Below are 24061 nucleotides of genomic sequence, written 5' to 3'. Positions count from 1 at the left end.
CGGCTTAGCCGCCGAACAGTTCCGAGAACTTCGCCTTGTCGGCGTCGGTCTTGGTGACGATTGCCTTGGTGTCGAACGGCATCACTTTGATCTTGACGCCTTCCGGCAGCCATTCGGGGCGGCCGACCGAGGCGCGCGCCGGCAGATAGCCCATCGACAGCGCCAGCTTTTGGCCGTCATCGGAAAGAATGAAGTCGACGAACTTCTTGGCGCCGTCGACATTCCTGGCGGTCTTCATGATCGCGACCGGCTCGGTCACCGCCGGCACGCCTTCGCTGGGGAACACGAACTCGACCGGCGAGCCCTTCTTCTTGGCGTTCATCGCCATGAAGTCGACCAGGATGCCATAGGGCTTCTCGCCTGATGCCACCGACTTCAGCACCGCACCATTGCCGCGCACGCTGACGGTGTTGTTGGTCTTCAGCTTCTGGAAGAAATCCCAGCCATAATTGCTGTCGCCGACGAAGCCCGAAAGCAGGTAGGCGGCCGCACCCGAATAGAGCGGGCTCGGCATGACCAGCCCATCGGCATAGGCCGGCTTGGCGAGGTCGGCCCAATGCTCCGGCTTTTCGGCGGCCGCGGTGTTGTAGACGATGCCGGTGGTGATCAGCTTGCTGCCGAAATAGGTCTTGTCGGCGTCATAGGCACCCGGCTCGATGCCATCGAGTTTGGCCTCGGGATAAGGCAGCAGCCGGTCGTCTTTCTTCAACAGCTCCATGCTGACCGCGTCGGCGATCAGAAGCACATCGGGCTGCGGGCTGCCGGCGGCGAACTCGGCCGCCATCTTGGTCAGGATGTCGCTCGTTCCCGAACGATAGATGGTCACGTCGATACCAGGCTGCGCCTTCTTGAAGGCATCCACGGTCTTGGCCGCGTCGGCCTCCGGTTGGGATGTGTAGAGCGTCAGAGTTTCGGCGTTTGCCACGCCGGCAAACAAAGTTGCCGCGAGCGCCAACTGGCTGGCCAGCAGCTTGATGAAGTGCGTCTTCATGAGACCTCCTGTCTTGTCTGTGCATGACCGGTCCGGCCCCTGGCCAGTTCCCCGTCTCTTCCTCCCTGCACGGCGCATATGACTGGTGGATGACACAGCGCGTGAAAGCCACAAAATATGTTCATATGTACAATGTCAATTACAAATGAACAGCATTGTGCGACAATCGACGCGCCGGAGGTCCGGCACCAGTTGACATCCGGCCGGCGCTTCCTCGAAGAGGCATCCGGTCAGGCCACGGCTCATGAGGGACAGCAACCGATGCCCACGGAAAAACCCGGACCGGCTCGCCTGCCGATGGTCTCGTCCGATCTCAGCGTCAAGACGGCCTGGCTCTACTATGTCGAAGGCTTTACGCAGGAGCAGATCGCGGAAAAGCTCGATGTCTCCAGGGTGAAGGTCATGCGCACGCTTGCCGCCTGTACCGCCGAAGGCATTGTCGTCACCATGATCAACGCGCCGACCGCCGGCCAGGTGGCGCTCGAACGGGACCTGGAAAAACGCTGGGGCCTCAACGCCGCCGTCGTCATCCCGACGCCTTCGGCGCATGAGCATCTGGAAAAGGCGATCGGCCATGCCATCGCGACCTATCTCGGCGAGCAGATGCAGGACGGCATGACGCTGGCGATCGGAGGGGGCGCGACGCTGCATGCCAGCCTCGGCTTCCTCGCCCGCCGGCAACTGAAGCGCGCCTCCGTGGTGGCGCTCGTCGGCAGCCTGCCGCACTCGCAATGGATCAATCCATCCATCGTCGCCGCCAAGGTCGCCGATGTCTTCGAGGTCGACAACTACCAGATCACCGCGCCGGTGACGGTCGACAATTCCTCGCTTCGCGATCTGCTGTGGGCACAGCCGACCCTGCAGGAGGTGCGCCAACGCGCGGCGGCCGCCGACATCGCGTTGCTCACCGTCGGCGACATGTCGCCCGATGCCACCATCTTCCGGCATGGTATCGTGCCGTCATCGCTGATCGCTCCGCTAAAAGCGAAGGGCGCGGTCGCCAACATGCTGTGTTATTTCGTCGACGCCAATGGCGCGTTGGTCGATCACGAGGTCAACGGACGGGTCATGGCTATCGATCTCGATGTGGTCGGCCAGGTGCCGAACGTGGTGCTGGCCGCGGGCGGCAAGCGCAAGGTTCCGGCGATCCTCGCCGCGCTGAAAGCCGTCAGCACCAATGTGCTGATCACCGACAGCGATACAGCCACGGCGCTGTTGGCGAAGGGCGGCTGAGCCGGCTTTCGGTTTAAATAAGCCCGCGCTCGCGCAAAAAATCCTCGACGCCGACATGGGTCATGGACTCGAACTCGGCGATCGCCTCGGCCACCCGCTTGCGCTGGGCCGCCAGCAGCGTGAACACCTGCTTCATCTCGCCGGAAACGCCAAAACGGCTCCAGCGTTCGGCGATATGCAGGGGAAGGCCGATGTCGGCGCAGAACGCATCGAGGCTGTCATAGCCGAGGCCGACGACAAGCTGCTTCGTCTCCTCCGCCGACATGCGCGGCTCGAAGGCGTGATCATGCAGGCGCTGCGCCACCAGCTTGATGTCGGACGGCGACGCACCCATGACCTTGCCGAACAAGGCTTTCACGTCCAATGGGTCGAATGCAGGCATGTTGGCCTCCCTTGAGCGCAATCCAGCTAGAACATGGGTCAAGGGTTGGCGCCTGACAAGTCGTTTCTGATGTATGCCAGGGCATCATTTCGCGCCGGCTCCCGACAGAGCCTACACGAGCAAACCCATCGGATTCTCGATCAGCCGCTTGAAGGCGACCAGCAGTTCGGCACCCAGCGCGCCGTCGACGGCACGATGGTCGGTCGACAGTGTCACCGACATCACGGTGGCGATTTTGATCTCGCCGTTCTTGACCACCGCCCGCTCCTCGCCCGCACCAACGGCCAGGATCGTCGCATGCGGCGGGTTGATGACGGCGGCAAAATCCTTGATGCCGAACATGCCGAGGTTGGACACCGCCGTGGTACCGCCCTGATACTCTTCCGGCTTCAGCTTGCGGCTGCGCGCGCGGCTGGCCAGATCCTTCATCTCGTTGGAAATGGTGGACAGCGTCTTCTCGTCCGCATGCCGAATGATCGGCGTGATCAGGCCACCCGGGATCGACACCGCAACGCCGACATCGGCATGCTTGTGCTTGACCATGGCACTTTCGGTCCACGACGCATTGGCATCCGGCACCGCCTTCAAGGCCATCGCCATCGCCTTGATCACCATGTCGTTGACCGACAGCTTGTAGGCGGGGGCGTCGCCCTTGTCGGTTTTCTTCACCGAGGCTGCCGCATTGATCTGCGTGCGCAGCGCAAGCAGTGCATCGAGTTCGCAATCGAGCGTCAGGTAGAAATGCGGGATGGTGGTCTTGGCCTCGACCAGACGCCGCGCGATGGTCTTGCGCATGTTGTCATGTGGGACCAGATCGTAGGAGCCTTCTTCGAAGAGCCGCAGAACGTCCCCCTCCCCCTTGAGGGGAGGGTGGCCGGCCGCAGGCCGGTCGGGTGGGGTCGGTTCGACGGGGCTCGGCGCAAAGGAGGTGCCTTCTGAGAGGACCCCCTCCGTCCGCTTCGCGGACACCTCCCCCTCGAGGGGGGAGGAAAGTGCCGCGTCGATGTCGGCCTTCATGACGCGGCCGTATGGACCTGTGCCTGACACATTGGAGAGCGCAATACCCGCTTCCCGAGCCAGTCTTCGTGCCAAAGGTGTTGCGCGGGTTCTCCCCTCCCTCTCGAGGGGAGGGTGGCCGGCCAAAGGCCGGTCGGGTGGGGTCGGTTCGACCGGACGCGGCTCAAGGGCGGTGCCTCCTGAGGCACCCCCCTCTGTCGACTTCCTCGACATCTCCCCCTCGGGGGGGGAGATTGGCGCATAGCTTTCATCCTCGGCATAAATCCAGGCAACAGCCGCGCCGACCGCAATGTCGACACCCTCCTTGCCGGTGACATCGCGCAGCACGCCGCTGGCAGGCGCGTCGATTTCCATCGCCGCCTTGTCGGTCTCGATCTCGAACAGCACGTCACCCTTCTTGACGTGCGCACCTTCCTCGGCAAACCAGCGCGAGATCTGTCCTGTCGCCATGTCCATGTCGACCTTGGGAAGAATGACTTCGGTCGGCATTTCTCAGCGGACCCCTTTCACGAGGTCGCGCGCGGCGGTGATGATGTCTGGAACCTGCGGCACCGTTGCCTTCTCCAACTCCGGATTGTAGGGGATCGGCGTTTCTGCGCCACCCAGCCGCACGATCGGCGCATCGAGATAGTCGAACGCCTCGCTTTCGGCGATCATGGCGCTGACCTCGGCGCCGATACCCAGCGTCTTGACCGCTTCGTAGACGCACATCAGCCGCGACGTCTTCTTGACGCTGTCGATCACGGTCTGCTTGTCCATCGGTCGGATGGTTCGGAGATCGACGACTTCGACGTCGATGCCTTCGCTCTCCAACGCGGCTGCGGCGTCGAGCGCCTTCTGCACCATGATCGAGGTGGCGACGATGGTCAGGTCGCTGCCCTCGCGGCGGATATCGGCCTTGCCGATCGGCACGGTGTAATAGCCTTCGGGCACCGGGCCCTTCATCTTGTAGAGCAGCTTGTGCTCGAAGATCATTACCGGATCGGGGTCGGCGACCGCCGCCAGCAGCATGCCCTTGGCATCATAGGGCGTCGCCGGCTGGATGACTTTCAGACCCGGCACGTGTCCGAGCCAGGCCTCTAGGCTCTGGCTGTGCTGGGCCGCCGCACCCGTACCGGACCCGGCGGGAAAGCGCATCACCACCGGCACCGAAACCTCGCCGCCCAGCATGAAGCGCATCTTGGCCGCCTGGTTGACGATCTGCTCCATGGCCAGCGTAGCGAAATCGGAAAACTGGAATTCGAAGATCGGCCGCATGCCGGTGAGGGCAGCGCCGACGGCAACGCCCGCCCCGCCCAGTTCCGAAATCGGCGTGTCGATCACCCGCTCGGTGCCGAAGCGCTCGACCAGATCTCCGGTCACCTGGAAGGCGCCGCCATAGACGCCGATATCCTCGCCCATCAGGAAGACGCGTTCGTCCATGTCCATGGCGATCGCCATGGCTTCCTGGATCGCCTGGGCGTAGCTCAGTTCACGCACCATCGCGTCCATTACGCCTGCTCCGTATAGACATAATTCCCAGTGTCGCGGACGTCCGGCGACGGGCTCGCCTTGGCGAACTCGATGCCGTCGGCAATCTCCTGCGCCACCGCGCCACGGATAGCCTCGATGCCCTTGTCGTCGATGAAGCCGAATTCCCTGAGTTCGCTTTCGAACAAGGCGATCGGATCGCGGTTCGACATCCAGTCCTCGATCTCCTCCTTGGTGCGATAGCGGTTGCGGTCGCTCTTGGAATGGCCGCGATGGCGATAGGTCTTGGATTCGATCAGCGTCGGCCCCTCGCCCGCGCGGGCTCGGGCGACAGCCTGATGAGACGCCTCGGCGACCTCGGAGAAGATGTTGCCGTTGACGATGACGCCCGGCATCGAATAGGCGGCGGCGCGCTCGGCGATGTTCTTGACGGCGGTCGAGCGCGCCGTCGATGTCGACATGCCGTAGCCGTTGTTCTCGCAGACGAAGATCACCGGCAGCTTCCAGATCGCCGCCATGTTCAGCGCCTCGTGGAAGGCGCCCTCATTGTTGGCGCCATCACCGAAGAAGGAGACCACGACCTTGCCGGTCTTCATCATCTTCGAGGAAAGCCCGGCGCCGACGGCGATCGGGATGCCGCCTGCGACAATGCCGTTGGCGCCGAGATTGCCCTTGGCGACATCCGCGATGTGCATCGAGCCGCCACGGCCCTTGCAGTAACCGGTGGTCTTGCCGAAGAACTCGGCGAACATGCGCTTGACCTCGGCCCCCTTGGCGATGCAGTGGCCATGGCCGCGATGCGTCGAAGTGATCTGGTCATCCTCGGCAAGCGGCATGCAGATGCCCATGGCGCTGGCTTCCTGGCCGATCGACAGGTGCATGGTGCCGTGGATGAGGCCGCGCGTGTAGCACTCCTCCGCGCCCTCTTCGAAGCGACGGATGAGGTACATCTTGTGGAGCACCTCCCTGAGCTGTTCGGAGCTGTACTGGCGATAGACGAAAGGCAGGTTGGCGCGACCATCAGTGACGGCTTTGCTGGCTCCGGCCATGATCACGCCCCCATGGACCCGTAGACGAGCTTGTCCTGGCGGGCGCGCAGTTCGGCGATCTTGGAGCCCACCGCGGGAGCTGCATTCGCATAGGTGATGAGCTCGCCCTTCTTGATCGGCGCGGTGACCGAGCCGCCCTGCAGCAGGCCGCAGGGAATGGCCTTGGCGGCGCGCGCCTCCGGCGCCGTCATGATCCAGGCCCGGTAGCAATATTCGCCGATTGCATCGAGCTTCTCGCCGGGCTTCATGTCCTTCTTGGCCACCGCGCAGACCTCGGCGACCGGTTTGGCCAGCGGCACCATGTCGGCCTTGCCGTAGAGCACGACGCGCGCGCAGGTCAGCGGCACTTCGAGCGAGGTCAGGTGATAGGGACGGTGGAAGGTGAAGTACGGTCCTTTACCCATCTTCAGATCTTCCATGCGCTCGGAGATGCGCGGATGCGACATGTCGGCGACGACGAAGACGCCGGGCGCGACACCCTTGCCGATCGAGTAGTCGACGACGCCGACCTTCGACAGCACGCCGCCATCCTTCCGCGGCACCAGCACCTTGGACAATTCGCCAAGCGTCGCGGCCGGGCCGTGCATGCCAGCCTTGTCGGGAACCAGCCCGGTGGCGTTGGCGATCGCCGCCATCTCGACCATGGTCTTCGAGCCGTCGACGAATTCGACCAGCATGCGCACATTCATGTGCCGGCGCCTTGCCTCCTCCTCATAATCGGGGGGGATGGCGTCGATGTTGAGCGGGTTGTTCTTGCCTTTGCCGGCGGCAACGATCGGGTGCCCCATGGCCGAGACGAACTCGATCAGCTCCATACAGGAGGACGGCTCGTCACCGGCGCCCAGCGAATAGGTGACGCCGAGCCGGTCGGCTTCGCTCTTCAGATAGGCGCCGATGGTGACGTCGGCTTCGACATTCATCATCACCAGATGCTTGCCATGCTCCATGGCGCGCAGCCCGATCTCGGCGCCGACGGCGGGGACCCCGGTGGCGTCGATGACGACGTCGATCAGATCATTGTTGATGACCAGGCCGGCATCGTTGGTGACCGCCACCTTGCCGGCCTCCATCGCCGCCGTCATCGCCGAAGCGTTCGAGACTTCGCGCGCATGCCCGGTTTCCTGGAAGGCGATATCCACCGCCTTGCTCGCGGCGGGCAGGTTCAGCTCGGAAATGGCGCCGATCTCGATGCCCGACATATGGGCGACGCGGGTGACGATGTCGGTTCCCATCTCGCCGGAGCCGATCAGGCCGATACGGATTGGCTTGCCCGACTTGGCGCGTTCCTCGAGATCGCGGGCAAGACCCGTCAACGAAACATTGGAAGCCATACCGCTTATTCCTCCCACATTGCAGGCTTGTTCAATTGCCTGACGGGTATTGAACATATGTATTTCTGTCAAGACTAATGTCCATATTCTTGCGCTTTTTGATACCCTTTCGCGAGGCTCCGTGGACCAAAAGCCTTCCGCAGCCAGAGGCGGGCGCGCGGGACATTGCACTCGAACAGATAGCGCCGCGATATGATTCTTGGAGGCAGTATATGGGAGCTATCCCGGCCCGCGCCGGCCGCTCCGTCATGACCGGTGCCAGTCTCGGATTGAAGAACTCTACAGAACTAGACCAGGCGCCGACAGCACCGGGAAATCCTGGAAACGCACGACGGCGGATGGTGCATGAACAGGAAGACCGGCCGGTCGCGCGCCTCTTCCAGTCTCTCGCTCAACCAGCGCAGGCGCACCTCGCAAAGCCTGCCGTCGACGTGGCCGCTGTCCAGCGTGTCGAGCAGGATCAGGCGGGCCTGCGCCGCGACATCGAGCGCGCCGTGGATTGAGCACTTCGATCAGGCGCGCCTATCTGGCAATCTCAAGCAAGGACGATACCAGCAGTTCTCGCTCGTCTTTCGACAGGACATCCGCGTCGAAGAGGTTCATGCTGCGCAATCCCTCGATGGCGAGATAGCAGACCAGCAGCGATTTGAGGTCTGGCGTCTCGCCCTTCAGCCGCTCGAAGAGCTGCCGTTTGAATGTCTTTATCGGCGTCATGAACTCGGGATCCTCGGCGATCGCCGAGAAAATCCAGGACGCCGACGGCTGCTTCTCCTCGCAATCATTGGCCGACAGCCTGATGTAGACGGCAAGCGTGTTTTCATCTTTGTCATTCACGCAGGCGGTTTCCAGCGCCTGCTCGAACTCGCGCAGATAGTCTTCGACCAGCCCTTGCATCAATTTGGCCTTGGTCGGGAAATTATAGAGAAGCCCGCCCTTCGATACGCCGGCACGGCTGGCGACCGCTTCCAGCGACAGGCTGCCAGGCCCCGATTCCCGTGCGACATCGGCCGCCGCAGCGAGAATTTTCTCGCGCGAGTTCGTTCGTTGGGCTCTCATGGCGCCTCCCTTCGCAAGCTTAGGCCCAATTGACAAGACCGTCCAGACGGTACAGTAAGATCGCCATTATTTGAAATCGGGACCCGCAGTCGATATGTGTCCCGATGTCCGCGCTTCGCGCCGGATTTCGACTGAGGGGACTTCCTTGTTCAAGCGCATACTTCGTATCGTTATCATCATTCTTGTTCTGGCCGTGCTCGTCGTCGTGGTCGGCGGCATCGTCGGCTTCAACTTCCTACGCGACAACGGCATCAAGCAGTATTTCGCATCGATGAAGCCGCCGGCGGCAACCGTGTCGACGGTCATTGCCAAGCCGTCGAGCTGGAAGCCGGGCGTCGAGGCCATCGGTACGGTCAAGGCGGTGCGCGGTGTCGACCTGACGGTCGAGACCACCGGCATCGTCAAGGACATCCTTTTCCATGCCAACCAGAAGGTGGCGGACAATGTGGTTCTGCTGCAGCTCGACGATGCCGTCGAGCGCGCCGATCTCGACGCACAGAAGGCGCAGGCCGCGCTCGATCAGACGTCGCTGGCCCGCGCCATCGAACTGACGAAGCGTGGCGTCGGCTCCGACTCGACGCTGGACACGGCGCGCGCGGCGGCCTCGGCCTCGGCCTCCCAGGTCACCAAGCTGCAGGCCTTGCTCGACCAGAAGCGGCTGACGGCACCGTTCGGCGGCACGGTGGGCATTCCCAGGATCGATATTGGCCAGTATCTGGCACCCGGCACCGCAGTGGTGACGCTGCAGGATCTCGACACGATGCGGGTCGATTTCTCGGTTCCCGAACAGCAACTCCCGTTGCTCAAGATCGGCCAGACGGTTCGGTTGGGCTTCGGCGGCGAGGATATGCCGTTTGCCGGCGCCATTCGCGGCATCGACCCGAAAATCGACTCGTCCAGCCGTCTGGTGAATATCAGGGCGGAAGTCGCCAATCCCGACGGCAAGCTGACCCCTGGCCAGTTCGTGCAGGTGCGTGTCGAACTGCCCGAACAGCAGAACGTGCTGACGCTGCCTCAGACGGCACTGACGACAAGCCTCTATGGCGACTACATCTTCGTGGTACAGCCGGCGAAACCCGCCGAGGCAGCCCCGGCGCAGCCGGCCAAGCCGGATGAAAAACCCGCCGCGCCGGCAGCCGACAAATCGGCGGACGCCAGACCGACTGACACCAAGCCGACTGATACCAAGCCGGCTGATGCCATGAAGCCGGCGGCTGATGCAGCCAAGCCTGCCGCCGATGCGGCAAAGCCCGCGGACAAGGCTGCCGGTCCGGCGGCGGACGGTGACAAGCCCGCGCTGGTGCTGTCGCAGGTGTTCGTCAAGCCAGGCCGCCGCAATCAAGGCATGGTCGAGATCGTCGAGGGGCTAAAGGCTGGCGACGAGGTCGTCACCGCCGGTCAGAACCGCCTCTTCAACGGCATGTCCGTCGTTGTGGACAACACCATCGACCCGACCAAATCGGCGAACAAGCAGGCCGACCAGCAATGAGCTTTTCCGATCTCTTCATTCGCCGGCCCGTCCTTTCGACGGTCCTTGCCTGCATGATCCTGCTCTTGGGTTTCCAGGGCATCTTCAACCTGTCGATCCGGCAGTATCCGAAGGTCGATGAAACGGCGATCACCATCACGACCGCCTATCCAGGCGCCAGCGCCGATCTGATCCAGGGCTTCATTTCCGCCCCGATCGCCCGCGCCGTCGCCTCGACCGAGAACATCGACTACGTCACCTCGTCCAGCCGCCCGTCTTCCAGCACCGTGACGGTGCAGATGAAGCTCGGCTCCAACCCCGATGTCGCGCTGACCGAGGTGCTGTCCAAGGTCCAGGGTGTGCGCGGCACCTTGCCGGACGCATCGAAGGACCCCGTTATCGTCAAGGGCACCGGCCAGCAGTTCGCGATGATGTACATCTCGATGCAGAATCCGAACATGACCAAGGAGCAGCTGACCGAGTATATCGAGCGCGTCATCAGGCCGCGCATGTCGACGGTCGAAGGCGTCGCCGATGTGCAGATCTTCGGCGCCCAGGAATACTCGATGCGCGTCTGGATCGATCCGATCAAGCTTGCCGCGCGCGGCGTGACGGCTTCCGAACTGCTGACGGCGATCAACAATTCCAACTTCCTGTCGGCGCCCGGCAATACCGAGAACGAATACGTCGTCTCATCGATCACCGTACGCTCGACATTGCAGACGCCGGAGGCGTTCGCCGAGCTGCCGCTGCGTTCGACCGACGGCAATGTGGTGCGGTTGCGCGACGTCGCGCGCGTCGAGCTCGGCGCCGAGAACACCGACACCAGGGTCAGCTTCAACGGCAAGCCCGGCACCTTCCTCGCCATCTTCCCGACGCCGGCGGCCAACCCGCTGACCACGGCGGCGGCGCTCACCAAGCTGGTGCCGCAGATTCAGGAGACGCTGCCGAAAGGCATGACGATCGAGGTGGTCTACGACGCGACCGGGCAGATCAGCGCCTCCATCGAAGAAGTGTTCAAGACCATAGGCGAGGCGGTTGCCATCGTCGTCGTCGTCATCCTTTTGTTCCTTGGCTCCTTCCGTTCGGTGATGATGCCCATCGTCACCATCCCGCTGTCGCTGATCGGCGTCTGCTTCCTTTTGTTCGCGGTCGGCTATTCGATCAACCTTTTGTCGCTGCTGGCCATGGTGCTGGCGATCGGTCTGGTTGTCGACGACGCCATCGTGGTGGTGGAGAACATCCATCGCCACATGGAAGAAGACCACATGTCGCCGATGCAGGCTGCGTTCAGCGGCATGCGCGAAATTGCGTCGGCCATCGTTGCCATGACCATGACGCTGGCTGCGGTCTTCGCGCCGCTGGCCTTCACCGGCGGCCTCACCGGCGCGCTGTTCCGCGAATTCGCGATCACCCTCGCCGGCTCGGTGGTCCTGTCGGGCGTCATCGCCGTCACTATCACCCCGATGATGTCGGCGCGCCTTTTGAAGTCCGGCACGCCGGGCCTTTTCCAGCGTATTGTCGACGGCGCCTTCGCGCGTGTCGAGCATGTCTACGAACGTGCGGTCACTGGCTCGCTGAACTATCGCCCCTTGACGCTGATCATCGTGCTTGCGCTTGCAGGTGTGACCGGTTTCATGTTCACCAAGACCTCGACCGAGTTGGCGCCGGAAGAAGATCAGGGCTTTCTGCTCTCGATCGTGACAGGACCACGTTATGCGACGTCCGATTACACCGAGACATACGTCAATCAGATCCTCGGTCTGGTGAAGGATATTCCCGAGACACGGGCGCAGTTCTCGGCCGTTGCCTTCGGCGGCACGACAAACAGCGCCTTCGTCGGCTATGCCTTCAAGGATTGGGCGGAACGCAAGCGCAATTCGAAGGAACTGCAGGCCGACATCACGGCCCGTATCGCCAAAGTCGCCGGTGTCGAGGCCTTCGTCTTCGCGCCGCCGACGCTGCCGGGCTCCGGCGGCGGTCTGCCGATTTCCATGGTGGTGCGATCGACCGGCGCTTCATCGGAAGTGTACGAGGTGGCCGAGCAGATCAAGAAAAAGGCGCAAGCCTCCGGCCGCTTCATCGTGGTGCAGAATTCTATGGCCTATGACGCACCGGAAGTGACAGTGACCATCGACCGTGACCGCGCTGCGGCACTGAACCTGCCGATCGCCGATATCGGCCGCACGCTGACACTGCTGGTCGGTGGCGCCGAAGTGGCGCAGTTCGACCGCGACTCTAACAGCTACGACATCATCCCGCAGGTGCCGCAGGAATTTCGCGACAACCCCGACAAGCTCGGCGAATACTTCGTGCGCAGCGTAACGGGCGAGATGGTGCCGCTGTCGGCGGTGGTCAAGATTTCGACCAATGCGGCACCTGCCGCCATCGAGCAGTTCAACCAGCTGAATTCATCGACGATTTCAGCACTTCCGCTGCCCGGCGTCACCACTGGCGACGGCCTGAAGGCGCTGGAGGACATTGCCAGGGAGAGCCTGCCCGAAACATTCTTCATCGACTATTCCGGTCAATCGCGACAGGAAAAGGAACAAGGCAACACCATCCTGATCGCTTTCGCGGCGGCCGTTGTCGTCATCTATCTGGTGCTTGCGGCGCAGTTTGAAAGCTTCCGCGACCCGCTGATCATCATGATGGCGGTGCCGCTGTCGATCTTCGGCGCGATCGTGCCGCTCAATCTGGGCCTCGGCACGCTCAACATCTATACGCAGGTCGGCCTGATCACGCTGATCGGCCTGATCACAAAGCACGGCATCCTGCTTGTCGAGTTCGCCAACCAGCAGCGCGAAATCCATGGCATGCGGCGGCATGACGCCATCATCGCCTCGGCCAAGGTGCGCCTGCGGCCGATCCTGATGACGACAGCGGCGATGGCGCTTGGCGTTGTGCCGCTGATCACGTCCAGCGGCGCCGGTGCCGCGGCCCGCTACTCGATGGGCCTGGTGATCTTCACCGGCATCTTGGTCGGAACCATGTTCACGCTCTTCGTGGTGCCCATGTTCTACACCTTCATCGCCAGCAAGGACCTGCCTCACCTGGCCGAGAAACCGGATCCCAAGCTGATGCCGGCGCTGCCGAGCTAAGAGCAATTCCAGGAAAAGTGTGAAACGGTTTTCCGTCCGGAGATGCGTCAAAAATAGCTGGAAATAAAAAGAGGCCGGATTTTCCCGGCCTCTTTTTTCTGACGGTCGCTCCACAGCTTCGGCACAATAGGCCAAAGGCAGCGACCCCGTCAGGCTACTTGACGATGACGATGCTGGTGTTGGTCGCCCCGAAGGTTTCGACGAGCTGGTAGAAATCGGCGGCGTTGTCGGGATGCAGCCGCACGCAGCCATGCGAAGCCGGCTGGCCGAGGCGTTTGATCGCATAGGTCGCGTGCACCGCATAGCCGCCGCTGAAGAAGACCGAGTGCGGCATCGGCGCGTTGTCGTATTTCTTCGAGTACCACATCTCATGCATGCGCGTCGGCTTGAACGAGCCGGTCGGCGTCACATGGGCCCGGTCGCCGGTGGAAACCTTCCAGGCGAAGGTCGGGCGGCCGTCGACCGAGACTTCCATGATCTGCTGTGAAAGCGAAACGCGCGCCACGATCTTGTTGGCGGCGTGCGCGGCGCCCGAGCCAAACAGCAGTGCGGCACCCGTCAAGGCGGCGGCGGTGATGTCGATGAGCTTGGCGGAAATGGCGGTATGCATGATGATGTCCCCTCTCTCTGCCGGTTCCGGCCGGCTCCAATTCGATGGGCTGCTTATCCCAACGTCATGTTTCGAGCAGATTTCGCAAAATACTCGTTTGTGTTTCGAAGCCGTTTCCACTGGTTAACAAACGCAGCCCTTCATAGAACCCAATAAGAGTCGGTTCCGTATTCCGGCCGGCTAGGCCAAGGTCAGGAACATGGGTATCTGCCTCTAAACGAAAGTCGAATTATCATTATTCGAAGAAAATCCGGCAATCTCGAAACCGAATTGCAACAAAGCGCGGCTTCGAGCGGCATGATCCGGATACGGGCCGCAAGCAAAGTTGACGTAACGAAAACAGCCGGTAACGAAACATGGGAACGAAATCGAACGCGCTGCCTGGCTTCTCAGGATCAGCATCGCGGCAGCGGTCATCGGGGGCGTCGGCACGGTTGCCGGCACCCCAGTGGCCAGACTCGGTGCGATGACTTCAGGCGAGATTTCGACGCTGCATGCCGCACTGTTTTTCGCCTTGGTCTGGATTGTCTCCAGCCTGCGCATTGCTCGGCTCAAGGCCCTCTGGCGGGTCGGTCTTAGGCTGACGGGTTTGCGCGGCCCCTCCGGCAACTTGCTGCCGAGAGGACCGAAGGCCCGCGCCGCGACGGGGGATTCCGTGGGCGGCGCGGGCACTTCGGGGGTGTCCTGAAACGATCGGCAACACGTTTCAATTTTGGGGAACTGCTACGATGAACACGAAATTTGCCGCTTCGGTGCTGTCCGCACTGCTCTACGCACAGGGTCTGCTCGGCTTTGCCGGGCTTGCCACCGTGCTCCTGAGGGACCGCGCCCATGCCAGTGAGCTCACCATGGGCGGCGACATGCCGGTGGGCCCATCACTTCTGCTGGTACGCTGAGCGCCGGGAGCATCGGGCCCAGAGATGGAAAATCCGATGCCCGACAAAAGAGACTGCGTCAGCGCCGGACAATCAGTCGGCGAATTGCCGCGGCGGATCGAACCGGTAGCCGGCGCCACGTATGGTGGTGATGGTTTCGGTGTCGAGCTTGCGGCGCAGCCGCACGATGCGCGAATCGATCGAGCGATCGAAGGCGTCGGCGTTTTCCGCCGGTGCCGCGGCGATGATGTCGTCACGCGTCAACACCTTGCGCGGACTGGCCAGGAACAGCCTGAGCAGCGCCACCTGCCCAGGCGAAAGCTGCTCTTCCGTGCCCGAGCGATGCATGACCATGGCCGACCTCAGATCGACGGTCGCGTTCTCCAGCACGATCAACTCCTGGGTGCCCCTGCCGCGTCGCGAAAGCAGACCGCCAACACGGGCGGCGAGCTCCCTGACATTGAGCGGGCTCTCGACGACATCGGCCGCACCAAGCTCCAGCGCCAGCACCTTGTCGACGAGATCGGCCGGCCGGCAGATCAGGATGAAATCCGGCCCGCCCTCGCCACCCCCGCCTTGGCCGCCATAACGCCGGAGCAGGTCCCGCCCCTCCGCCTGGCTGAGACTGTCGCCGACGACGACGACATCGATACCCCTTCCCGACAGCAGCGATTCGGCCTCCCAGGGCTGGCGCGCCTGATGCACATCGTGGCCACGGCGCTCGAGATGGTCGGCGAGCTCGGTCGCGACCACTTCGGCAACGGAAACAAGCGCGATGATCGATCGTGCGGCCATGTTTTCCAACCGTTCCCTGGCAACCGGATATGAGTGCTGGACATCATGTTTATACCCAATCTACTTTCCACTGAAAGTGGGAGCGCAAACATCGTGCGGGCAAGAATTGTCATCGTCGAGGATGAGCCCGATTTGAGGGATGCGGTCGCCGAATATCTTGGCGCCGCCGGCTATGACGTAGTCACCGCTGAAAGCGCCGCCGCCGCGCGCAGCCTCGTTGAAACGCAGTCGTTCCATCTCGCCATCCTCGACATCGCCATGCCCGGCGAGGACGGCCTTTCGCTCGGCCGCTGGCTGCGCTCGAAACTGCCGATCGGCATCATCTACGCGACCGCCGCCGGCACCGCGCTCGACCGTATCGTCGGGCTGGAACTCGGCGCTGACGACTACATCGTCAAGCCCTACGAATTGCGCGAGGTGCTGGCGAGGGTCCGCAGCGTGTTGCGCCGGGTTCCCCAGCCGCAGGAGCTTCAGGACAAGAAGGCCAGGACGGATCGCCGAGCCGTTGCCTTCGGCCCTTTCCAGGCCGATCTCGACGGCAGGCTGGTCACCGGCGCCAATGGCGCGGTGATCGACATGGCCAAGAGCGAATTCGACGTGCTGGAGGTTTTCCTCACCCGCGCCAACCGGCTGCTGACCCGCGCCGCGATCTCCGAGGCGATCGGCTTCACCGAAGACCCGGAATCGTCGCGCGCGGTCGACATTCGCATCATGCGGCTGCGCAAGAAGATCGAGACCGACCCGGCAAATCCGAAATTCCTGCGCACGGTGCGCGGCGAGGGCTATATCTTCTCGCTGCCGACCGGCGACGGCAACTGAGCACCGAGGCCACAGGTTCGGATTCGCAGCCCTTGCTCGCCGATCGAATTGGCACGACTCCGGAATGACGGCAGAAGATGATCGCTGAAGCAGCAAGCACGGATATGCAAGGGTTCAGGCAGGGCGCGGCGATGGCGGCCGTGCGTGTCGTTCGCCGGCTGCGTGAGGCCGGCGACTGGCAGCGCGAGATGGACGGCATTCTCGAAACGCTCTGCCGAGCCATGGATTGCCAGCGCGGCATCCTGTTTCGCCTGCGCGAGCTGCCCGGCCAGGGCTTCGCCCAATCCGTCGCAGCTTACTGGATCGACCCTCTTTTCGGTGGCGAACTGGCGTCGCCGACCGTCATCATGCAGTCGATCGTCAATTCGGATCCGCTGTTGGAGCGGCTGGCCGAGGACGAAAGGCAAGGCAAGATCTTCGCCGGGCATACGCGCGATCTCGAAGGCTTTCTGAGAACCGACTTCGAAAAGCAGAACATCAAGTCGTTCCTGTCGGTGTCGGTCTTCGCGCATGGCCATCTGTGGGGCACGCTGGCGGTCAATGACTGCGTCAACGAGCGCGAGTGGACCGACGAGGAAGAAGCGACGCTGCACATCATCGCGCTCGCCATCGGCGATGCCATCGAACGCTCGCCCTCAGAGGCCCATGCCAGCGAGGTCATTCGCCGCACCATGCTGCAGGCCTCGCTCGACGCCATCGTCGTCATCGACGAGACCGGCTCGATCATAGAATTCAATCCGGCCGCCGAAAAAATGTTCGGCTTCCAGCGCAGCGACATCCTCGGCAAGGACCTGCTCGATACCATCGTGCCGATCTACTATCGTAAGGGTTATGCTTCGGGGGCCGAATACATGTCCGGCCGCGGCGCGCCGATGGTCGGCCAGCGGCTCGAGACGGTGACCCAGAATGCCGCCGGCGAAGTGTTCCCGATCGAACTGACGGCGACCGAGATGCGGGTCGCAGACCGTCGCCTGATCTTCGGCTCCATCCGCGACCTGCGCGACAAATTGCGCGCCGAGGAGGAGATCGGCCGCCAGCGCGAGAAGCTGCACCAGAACGAGAAGATGGCGGCGATGGGTTCGTTGCTGGCCGGCGTGTCGCACGAACTCAACAACCCGCTGGCCGTGGTGGTGGCGCAATCGACGCTGCTGCACGAATTCGCTTCCGATCCGCAGACCAAGGTGCGCGCCGAGAAAGTGCGTGCGGCCGCTGAGCGCTGCGGCCGCATCGTCAAGAGCTTCCTGTCGATGGTCCGGCTCCATCCCGCGGCACAAGCCGAGACCGACCTCAACCAGGTGATCCGGGCGGCACTGGAAGTGACCGCCTATGGCGCGCGCTCGAGCGGCATCATCATCGACACCGATTTCGCCACCGGCCCGCTGCTGGCCATGGCCGACGCCGACCATGTGACGCAGGTAGCGGCCAACTTCCTCATCAACAGCCAGCATGCGCTGGCCGGCATTGCCGGCGATCGGCTGATCAAGGTGCGGACGTTCCGCAGCGACCGGGGTCACCCCTGCTTCTCGGTCGAAGACAATGGGCCCGGCGTGCCGGCAGCGATCCGCAGCCGCATCTTCGAATCCTATTTCACCACCAAGCCGGTCGGCGTCGGCACCGGCATCGGCCTGTCGATCTCGAAATCGATCATCGAGCGGCACAATGGCAATGTCTGGTTCGAGGAAGTGTTGCCGAGGGGCGCGCGTTTCGTCGTCCAGCTGCCCACCATTGTAGCCGGCCTCGCCACCGCCGGCGATAACCAGCCGCGATCGAGCGGCCTGCGCCACGCCTTGATCATCGACGACGAGCCGGATGTTGCCGGCTCGCTCTCCGATATTCTCGAATTGATGGGCATCAAGTCGCGGATCGTTCCTGTCTGGGAATCGGGCGCGGCCACCTTGGGCGGCCACATGCCGCCGGACATCGTCTTTTCGGACCTACGCATGCCGGGCATCAGCGGCATATCGATCTATCGCGAACTGCTTGCCGAAAAGCCCGACCTGGCGCGTCGTTTCGTGCTGGTCACCGGCGACCTGATCGGCGCAAAAGCCGAAATCGAGGCCCTGCCGGCGCAGCAACGGCCGCAGATCCTGGAAAAGCCGTTCAGTACGCTGGATGTGCGCAGTGTGCTGTCCGCCATCGCCGAACAGGCGGCCTTGAAAGGATAAAAAAGAGGCCCCCGGGGGCGGGGGCCGAAGAAGAGCGCGCTGGAGGGAGCGCTCGGGGAGTTCAAAGCATGATCCCAAAGTGGGAACCGGTTTCGGGATCAGGCTTCGACGAAAAATCAGAAAATATTCGGCGTGCCGGTCAACGGCGCGGCGTTGGCGATCATGCGGATCGCGCGGGTCTTGTGCGCTCCGGACTGCTCGGCGATGGCGCGCAGGCAATCGATGCTCTCGGCGCCCCAGGCCTGGCCCTTGCAGGCGAAGTCGGTCACCGGCATCGGCAGACGCGCGGTCCTGGTCGTCGTCTGCGCGCCCTCGACGAGGTTGGCCGGCGGAGTCAACGAAGCAAAGGCCGGCCCGATTGTCGGCGTAAACGCCATGCCGACGAAGGCGCAAGCAGCCAGCACCATGAACATCGCCATGGGGTGGTCGCTGGCCCGCTGGCGCAGCGCCAGTTTCGGACGGCGGTCATTGCGCCCTGGAGCCTGAAGGCGGCACTCGCCGCGGATCGTCTGGATTTTCGCATGCATTGCCTTCCCCTTCGCTGAGTTTCTTTTTGGTGATGAATCGAACTTAGCCGCGCTTTGTAACAAGGCAACGGTGGTGCGAGACTGACAATGTAACGAGCCTGAAACAGTATTTCGGGCAAAATCGGGCGAAACCGGGCACATCGACGCGCTCATCATGCCGGCGGGCGATTTTCGGCCTAGTTACGGCCGACCGTGCTGATCCGAATGCCTGTGAACCAGCGGACCGATCGAAGAATAGCGAAGCCATTTTCGCCCTCGGGGAAGCGTTTGTCCTGCACTCTGTTCGCTTCGCAAAGTCGGGCCCAGACGGCATGCCCGAAACTCCGACTAACACCCGGATTCTCCGGGATTTTCCGGGCCGACATTTGTGTGTATTTCGGCCTCGAACAGCATGGAGATTCCGGCACGGAAGCAGCCGAATTTTCACAAACCATTGCATTTCAATGAGAAATATGATTTTATTGAATAAGTATTCAATAAAAAGAAGAGACGTTTTATGAACCCGCACCTCCGCGACGTGGCGATCCCCAACGATTGGGACCGGCGGGGACTGCCGGGCTGGAGTTACCATTCGGATGCCCTTCTCGAGCTCGAGAAGGAGCATGTTTTCCGCAATCACTGGCAGATCGTCGGACATGTCAGCGACATACCAAATGCCGGCGATTACCTGACCATGGATGTGGTTGGCGAACGTGCCCTGGTCGTACGCGGCAAGGATGGCGTCGTGCGCGGCTTCAACAACATGTGTCGCCATCGCGGCAGCCGCGTCGTCGCCGACAGCCAGGGCAATTGCAAGAACGCGCTGGTGTGCCCGTTCCATGGCTGGGTCTACAATCTTGACGGCACGCTACGCGGTGCCGCACGCCCGCGTTCCTTCCCCGACCTCGACAAGACCGAGTTCGGCTTGATGCCGCTCGATCTGGAAGTCTGGATGGGCTTCATCTTCATCCGCTTTCGCAATGGCGGGCCGCAGCCGTCGGTCGCCGAACTGATGAAGCCGATCGAGCCGGAATTCGCGCATTACAACGCCACCGACATGGTGCCCTCCTGGGGCACCTGGAGCCAGAAGACGCCGGTCAACTGGAAGTCGGTGCGCGATGTCGACAATGAGGGTTATCACGTCGCCATGGCGCATCCTGCCTTGCAGGATCTCTATGGCGCCACCTATTTCGACGAGCCCTTCATCAACGGCGTGTCACGCTCATTCGCCACCTACAACCCGCATGCCGGCCGGCGCTGGAGCGTCAAGAACTACGTCAAGATCGCGCCCGAACCAGCGCATCTGCCCGACTATCTGAAAAAGGCCTGGGTCTATTACGGCATCTTCCCCAATGCGGTCATTTCGGTGATGCCGGAATCGGTGCAGTTCTATCAGGAGTTCCCGCTGTCGACCGGGCAGACCCTGCTGCGCGGCGCCATATACCGCTACCGCGATGAAAGCCGCGAACAGGCCGCCGCCCGCTACCTCTCCTTCCGCATCGACCGCGACACCATGTCGGAAGACGTCCAGCTCTCGGTGTGGTCGAACGAATCCATGCTGTCCGAAGCCTTCGAGGGCTTTTATCTCTCGGACCTCGAATACGGCGTGCGCACCCACCACGACCATCTGCGCAAGATGCTGCCGGTGCTGGCCTTGGAGACCGCGCCCGAGGAGAAGGACATGTGGAACTTGAACGACGCGCTGAGGTCGCGGTCGTAGCCAAGCTGCCGATCTCCCCGGGGGAGATTGGCTGTCACCCCCGCCACACGCCCTCTTTCCTCAAATCATCCATCGTCCTCGAAATGCCTTCCCGCAGAATGCCGACCATGTCGTCGATCTGCTCGCGGGTGATGACCAGCGGCGGCGACATCACGCACATGTTGATCAGCGGCCGGACCAAAAGGCCGAGCTCATGGCAATGTGCGTCGATGCGTTTTCCTACATCCTTGTCGAGCTGCAGCGGGTCCTTGCTTTCGCGGTCCGCCACGCACTCGACGCAACCCATCAGGCCGAGGCCTCGCACCTCGCCGACCAGCGGCAATTCTTCCAGTGTCTTTAGCTGCGCCTGGAAATAAGGCGCGACCGCCTGCGTGTGGGCAAGCACGCCCTCTTCCAGCAGATCGAGGTTCTTCAACGCCACGGCACAGCCGACGGGATGGCTGGTGTAGGTCAGGCCGTGGCCGAACATCGCATCGGGATGGTTCGAGCGCCGCAGCTCTTCCAGCAGCCGCTCCGAGATGATGACGCCGCCGAGCGGGAAATAGCCCGAGGTGACGCCCTTGGCGAAAGTGATCATGTCAGGATCGATGCCGAACATTTCGCCCGAAGCAAAGACGTGACCGAGCCGGCCGAAGGCCGTCACCACCTCGTCGGAGACATAGAGGATGTCGTTGTCGCGGCAGATCTGGCGGATGCGCTTGAGATAGCCGTCTGGCGGCACGACGACACCGCCGGATGCCTGCACCGGCTCGCCGACGAAGGCGCCGATTCTGTCGGCGCCGACACGGGCGAGCGTGTCGCGGAACTGATCGACCAGGAAATCGGTGAAGGCGGCTAGGTTCATGCCGTGCGGACGGCGGAACGGATCGGGCGAGGACAGCTTGATCACCAGTTCGTCGGCGCCGTCCATCCAGTCGCGGTCGCGCGGGCGGCCGTTGAGCGAGGCCGACAGATAGGTCGAGCCGTGATAGGCGCCGCCGCGGGATAGGATCAGCTTCTTTTCCGGCCGGCCGCGCACATTGTTGTAGAACTGCATGAAGCGCAGCGCCGTCTCCACGGCCGAAGAGCCGCCGGTGGTGTAGAAGACATGGCTGAGATCGCCTGGCGCGTGGCCGGCGATGCGCCTGGCAAGTTCCGCCGACGGCGCGTTCATCGTGTACCACGGCGTGTTGTAGGACAGCGCCATCGCCTGGTCGTACATCACCCTGGCGAGTTCCTCGCGGCGGTGGCCGACATTGACGCACCACATGCCGGCCGGCCCGTCGATCAGCCGCTTGCCGGTGCTGTCGGTGATGTAGATGCCGTCGCCCTCGCCGATCAGCGCGCGCGCCTCAGCGCCGACTGAGCCGGCGAACGGCCAGGGCTGGATGAGATGGTGCTTGGCCAGTTCGACGGCATCGTCGCCGGGCTCCGTACCGGCCATCCCGGTCGCCTTCAGGTCTCTTGCCGCAGCCATTGTCGCCTCACATTGCTTCACAGAATTTCATCGATCATGAAATGAGATGCCAAGCATTGGAAACAGCGGCTTTCTTCACTTCATTTTGAATGTCCGTTCAATCAATATTGCAGAATTAGAGCTTGATTTCAATCCAAGGATGCGCGCATGATGAAAGAAAGCCGGCAAGGGGAACAAGCAGCCGGCACCAGCACAATGGGATGCCGCATGGCGGGACAGTCCAGGCCAGCAACCGAGATCGCACCCGGGCCCCTGTCTCCCGGAGCCTGGCAATGACGGCGGCTGCGGAAGGGGCACCCCCGTTGCGCATGACGCGGGCCAGACGAAATGCCCTTCTGCAGTCCGAACCCGTGCAGGGCCTCGCCCTGATCAGCCCGACCTTCATCTACGCGCTTATCCTTCTGGTCCTGCCGATCCTGGTGGTCATCGCGCATTCCTTCTGGACACAGCACTACCTGACCATCGACCGCACCTTCACGCTGGAAAACTACCGCGTCGCGCTGACCGAGCCGATCTACCGTGATCTCCTGTGGCGCTCGCTCTACATATCGCTGACGGTCAGCCTGCTCACCGTCCTTTTGGCCTATCCGGTCGCCTACTTCATTTCGTTCCATGGCGGTCGCCATAAGAGCCTGTGGCTGTTTCTCATCACCATCCCGTTCTGGACCAGTTATCTGCTGCGGGTGATGTCGTGGAAGGTCATCCTCGGTTACAACGGCGTCCTCAATTCCGGCCTGATGGGCCTAGGCATCATCGACGAGCCGTCAACGGCGCTGCTCTACAATTCGAGCGCCGTCATCATCACGCTCACCCATGCCTGGGCGGCCTTCGCCATCCTGCCGATCTTCGTCTCGCTGGAAAAGGTCGACCGCACGCTGGTCGAGGCAGCCACCGATCTCGGTGACGGCCCGCTGCGCTCGTTCCTGCGCGTGACCTTGCCATTGTCGGCGCCAGGCGTCATCTCGGCGGCGCTGATCGTCATGATCCCGACCGTCGGCGACTACGTCACGCCGAAGCTGGTCGGCGGCAAGGACGGCGTTATGATCGCCAACGCGATACAGGCGCAGTTCGGCAAGGCCTCCAACTGGCCGCTGGGTGCGGCCCTTTCCGTCACCACCATGTTGATCGTGACGCTGATGGCGGGCGCCACGGTGCTGATCATTCGCGCCGTCCAGAGGCTGGCGCGATGATTGCGATGCGGCGCTTCCTATCCGGCGGCTGGCTGGCCACCTATGCGTTTCTCTACGTCGTGTTCCTCTATCTGCCTGTCATTTTCCTGCCGATCTTCTCGGTCAACACCGCGGCGACACCAAAATTTCCGCTCACCGGCTTCACCTTGCATTGGTACGAGGACCTGCCGCGCACGCCGGCGCTGCTCGACGCCACCTGGAACAGCCTTATCGTTGGCGTCTCGGCAGCGATCCTGTCCACCGTGCTCGGCATCCTCGCCGCCCGCTCGATCACCCGCTACCGCTATCCCGGCCGTCGCACCATCAACGGCCTGATCATGGCGCCGCTGGTGCTGCCGGAAATCATCGTCGCCATCTCGATGCTGCTGGTAATGCTGCAGCTTGGCTTGAGCCTGTCGCTGTTCACCGTCGTGCTCGGCCATGTGCTCGTCTGCATTCCCTATTCGATGACGGTGCTGACCTCCGGCTTCGAAGGCTTCGACCGCAGCCTGGAGGAAGCCTCCGCCGACCTCGGCGAGAGCGCCTTCGGCACCTTCCGGCGGGTAACATTGCCAATGGTGGCGCCGGCCATCATCTCCAGCCTGCTCGTCTGCTTCACCATCTCGCTCGACGAATTCATCATCGCCTTCTTCCTCACCGGCACCGAGGCGACGCTGCCGATCTACATCTGGGGCCAGCTGCGCTTCGCGGCGAAGCTGCCCGGCGTGCTGGCGCTGGGCACGCTGTTGCTGGTCGCCTCCTTCCTGCTGATGACCGTCGCCGAAATCCTGCGTCGCCGTGCGGCCAGACGCACCCAGAACGAGGGAGGCCTCTATGCCTGAGCAGCA

General features: G+C 62.7%; 22 protein-coding genes. 10 read left to right on the top strand and 12 right to left on the bottom strand.

Going from position 1 to position 24061, the window contains the following annotated elements:
- Positions 1-4: 4 nt before the first annotated feature.
- On the bottom strand, positions 5-991 hold the full coding sequence (locus tag NKI38_RS01485) for an ABC transporter substrate-binding protein (protein WP_352654175.1): 987 nt from the start codon (positions 989-991) through the stop codon (positions 5-7).
- A gap of 261 nt (positions 992-1252) precedes the next feature.
- Between NKI38_RS01485 and NKI38_RS01480 the strand changes: the two genes are divergently transcribed.
- A complete protein-coding gene (locus NKI38_RS01480; RefSeq protein ID WP_352654173.1) occupies positions 1253-2224 on the top strand; it encodes a sugar-binding transcriptional regulator in 972 nt (323 codons plus the stop codon).
- A 13-nt stretch (positions 2225-2237) separates the two neighbouring features.
- Here the strand turns inward: NKI38_RS01480 and NKI38_RS01475 are convergent, their stop codons facing one another.
- The 5 genes from NKI38_RS01475 to NKI38_RS01455 all read right to left on the bottom strand — a co-directional run bounded on the left by NKI38_RS01475 (position 2238) and on the right by NKI38_RS01455 (position 7473).
- On the bottom strand, positions 2238-2606 hold the full coding sequence (locus NKI38_RS01475) for a hypothetical protein (RefSeq protein WP_352654171.1): 369 nt from the start codon (positions 2604-2606) through the stop codon (positions 2238-2240).
- A 111-nt stretch (positions 2607-2717) separates the two neighbouring features.
- A complete protein-coding gene (locus NKI38_RS01470; protein WP_352654169.1) occupies positions 2718-4112 on the bottom strand; it encodes a pyruvate dehydrogenase complex dihydrolipoamide acetyltransferase in 1395 nt (464 codons plus the stop codon).
- A 3-nt stretch (positions 4113-4115) separates the two neighbouring features.
- Positions 4116-5114 carry an alpha-ketoacid dehydrogenase subunit beta gene (locus NKI38_RS01465; protein ID WP_352654167.1) on the bottom strand — a complete coding sequence of 333 codons (999 nt, stop codon included), beginning with the start codon at positions 5112-5114 and terminating at the stop codon, positions 4116-4118.
- Positions 5114-6142: a thiamine pyrophosphate-dependent dehydrogenase E1 component subunit alpha gene (locus NKI38_RS01460; protein ID WP_352654165.1), complete on the bottom strand. Its 1029-nt coding sequence runs from the start codon at positions 6140-6142 to the stop codon at positions 5114-5116. Before NKI38_RS01460 ends, NKI38_RS01465 begins: the two co-directional genes overlap by 1 nt.
- A gap of 2 nt (positions 6143-6144) precedes the next feature.
- Entirely contained in the window at positions 6145-7473 is a 1329-nt protein-coding gene (locus NKI38_RS01455) for an NAD(P)H-dependent oxidoreductase (RefSeq protein ID WP_352654163.1), read from the bottom strand.
- Between the two features lie 212 nt (positions 7474-7685).
- Here NKI38_RS01455 and NKI38_RS01450 point away from each other — a divergent pair, with 212 nt between their 5' ends.
- Positions 7686-7976, top strand: a complete 291-nt coding sequence (locus tag NKI38_RS01450) for a hypothetical protein (protein WP_352654161.1) — start codon at positions 7686-7688, stop codon at positions 7974-7976.
- Positions 7977-7995: 19 nt separating this feature from the next.
- Here the strand turns inward: NKI38_RS01450 and NKI38_RS01445 are convergent, their stop codons facing one another.
- On the bottom strand, positions 7996-8529 hold the full coding sequence (locus NKI38_RS01445) for a TetR/AcrR family transcriptional regulator (protein ID WP_502899231.1): 534 nt from the start codon (positions 8527-8529) through the stop codon (positions 7996-7998).
- 145 nt (positions 8530-8674) lie between these two features.
- Between NKI38_RS01445 and NKI38_RS01440 the strand changes: the two genes are divergently transcribed.
- Entirely contained in the window at positions 8675-10018 is a 1344-nt protein-coding gene (locus NKI38_RS01440; RefSeq protein ID WP_352654159.1) for an efflux RND transporter periplasmic adaptor subunit, read from the top strand.
- A complete protein-coding gene (locus NKI38_RS01435; protein WP_352654158.1) occupies positions 10015-13098 on the top strand; it encodes an efflux RND transporter permease subunit in 3084 nt (1027 codons plus the stop codon). The genes NKI38_RS01440 and NKI38_RS01435 overlap by 4 nt, the downstream gene beginning before the upstream one ends.
- A gap of 154 nt (positions 13099-13252) precedes the next feature.
- Here NKI38_RS01435 and NKI38_RS01430 read toward each other — a convergent pair whose 3' ends face one another.
- Both NKI38_RS01430 and NKI38_RS01425 read right to left on the bottom strand, forming a co-directional pair.
- Positions 13253-13708: a L,D-transpeptidase gene (locus NKI38_RS01430; RefSeq protein ID WP_352654156.1), complete on the bottom strand. Its 456-nt coding sequence runs from the start codon at positions 13706-13708 to the stop codon at positions 13253-13255.
- Between the two features lie 213 nt (positions 13709-13921).
- Entirely contained in the window at positions 13922-14251 is a 330-nt protein-coding gene (locus NKI38_RS01425) for a hypothetical protein (protein ID WP_352654154.1), read from the bottom strand.
- A gap of 185 nt (positions 14252-14436) precedes the next feature.
- Here NKI38_RS01425 and NKI38_RS01420 point away from each other — a divergent pair, with 185 nt between their 5' ends.
- Positions 14437-14604 (top strand): hypothetical protein, encoded by a 168-nt coding sequence (locus NKI38_RS01420; RefSeq protein WP_023757353.1) that lies wholly within the window; start codon positions 14437-14439, stop codon positions 14602-14604.
- A gap of 72 nt (positions 14605-14676) precedes the next feature.
- On the opposite strand, the gene NKI38_RS01415 is transcribed toward NKI38_RS01420, so the two are convergent.
- Positions 14677-15378 (bottom strand): winged helix-turn-helix domain-containing protein, encoded by a 702-nt coding sequence (locus tag NKI38_RS01415; RefSeq protein WP_352654152.1) that lies wholly within the window; start codon positions 15376-15378, stop codon positions 14677-14679.
- A 45-nt stretch (positions 15379-15423) separates the two neighbouring features.
- Here NKI38_RS01415 and NKI38_RS01410 point away from each other — a divergent pair, with 45 nt between their 5' ends.
- Positions 15424-16197 (top strand): response regulator, encoded by a 774-nt coding sequence (locus NKI38_RS01410; RefSeq protein WP_352633339.1) that lies wholly within the window; start codon positions 15424-15426, stop codon positions 16195-16197.
- Positions 16198-16274: 77 nt separating this feature from the next.
- Complete coding sequence (locus NKI38_RS01405) at positions 16275-18362, top strand: ATP-binding protein (protein ID WP_352654150.1); 2088 nt, start codon at positions 16275-16277, stop codon at positions 18360-18362.
- 116 nt (positions 18363-18478) lie between these two features.
- Here NKI38_RS01405 and NKI38_RS01400 read toward each other — a convergent pair whose 3' ends face one another.
- The gene (locus NKI38_RS01400) at positions 18479-18889 is read right to left on the bottom strand and encodes a hypothetical protein (RefSeq protein ID WP_352654148.1); all 411 of its coding nucleotides are present in this window, start codon (positions 18887-18889) and stop codon (positions 18479-18481) included.
- Between the two features lie 496 nt (positions 18890-19385).
- Between NKI38_RS01400 and NKI38_RS01395 the strand changes: the two genes are divergently transcribed.
- Positions 19386-20588, top strand: a complete 1203-nt coding sequence (locus NKI38_RS01395) for an aromatic ring-hydroxylating oxygenase subunit alpha (RefSeq protein ID WP_352654146.1) — start codon at positions 19386-19388, stop codon at positions 20586-20588.
- Between the two features lie 34 nt (positions 20589-20622).
- Here NKI38_RS01395 and NKI38_RS01390 read toward each other — a convergent pair whose 3' ends face one another.
- Positions 20623-22044, bottom strand: a complete 1422-nt coding sequence (locus NKI38_RS01390) for an aminotransferase (protein ID WP_352654145.1) — start codon at positions 22042-22044, stop codon at positions 20623-20625.
- Positions 22045-22316: 272 nt separating this feature from the next.
- On the opposite strand from NKI38_RS01390, the gene NKI38_RS01385 reads away from it, so the two are divergent.
- On the top strand, positions 22317-23234 hold the full coding sequence (locus tag NKI38_RS01385; protein WP_352654143.1) for an ABC transporter permease: 918 nt from the start codon (positions 22317-22319) through the stop codon (positions 23232-23234).
- On the top strand, positions 23231-24055 hold the full coding sequence (locus tag NKI38_RS01380; RefSeq protein WP_352654141.1) for an ABC transporter permease: 825 nt from the start codon (positions 23231-23233) through the stop codon (positions 24053-24055). Before NKI38_RS01385 ends, NKI38_RS01380 begins: the two co-directional genes overlap by 4 nt.
- Positions 24056-24061: the final 6 nt, after the last annotated feature.

The sequence above is a fragment of the Mesorhizobium sp. M0621 genome (assembly GCF_040320745.1).
Taxonomy (GTDB): Bacteria; Pseudomonadota; Alphaproteobacteria; order Rhizobiales; family Rhizobiaceae; genus Mesorhizobium.
Note: the sequence above shows the minus strand (reverse complement) of the source record. Positions and strands in the feature narration are given on the sequence as shown.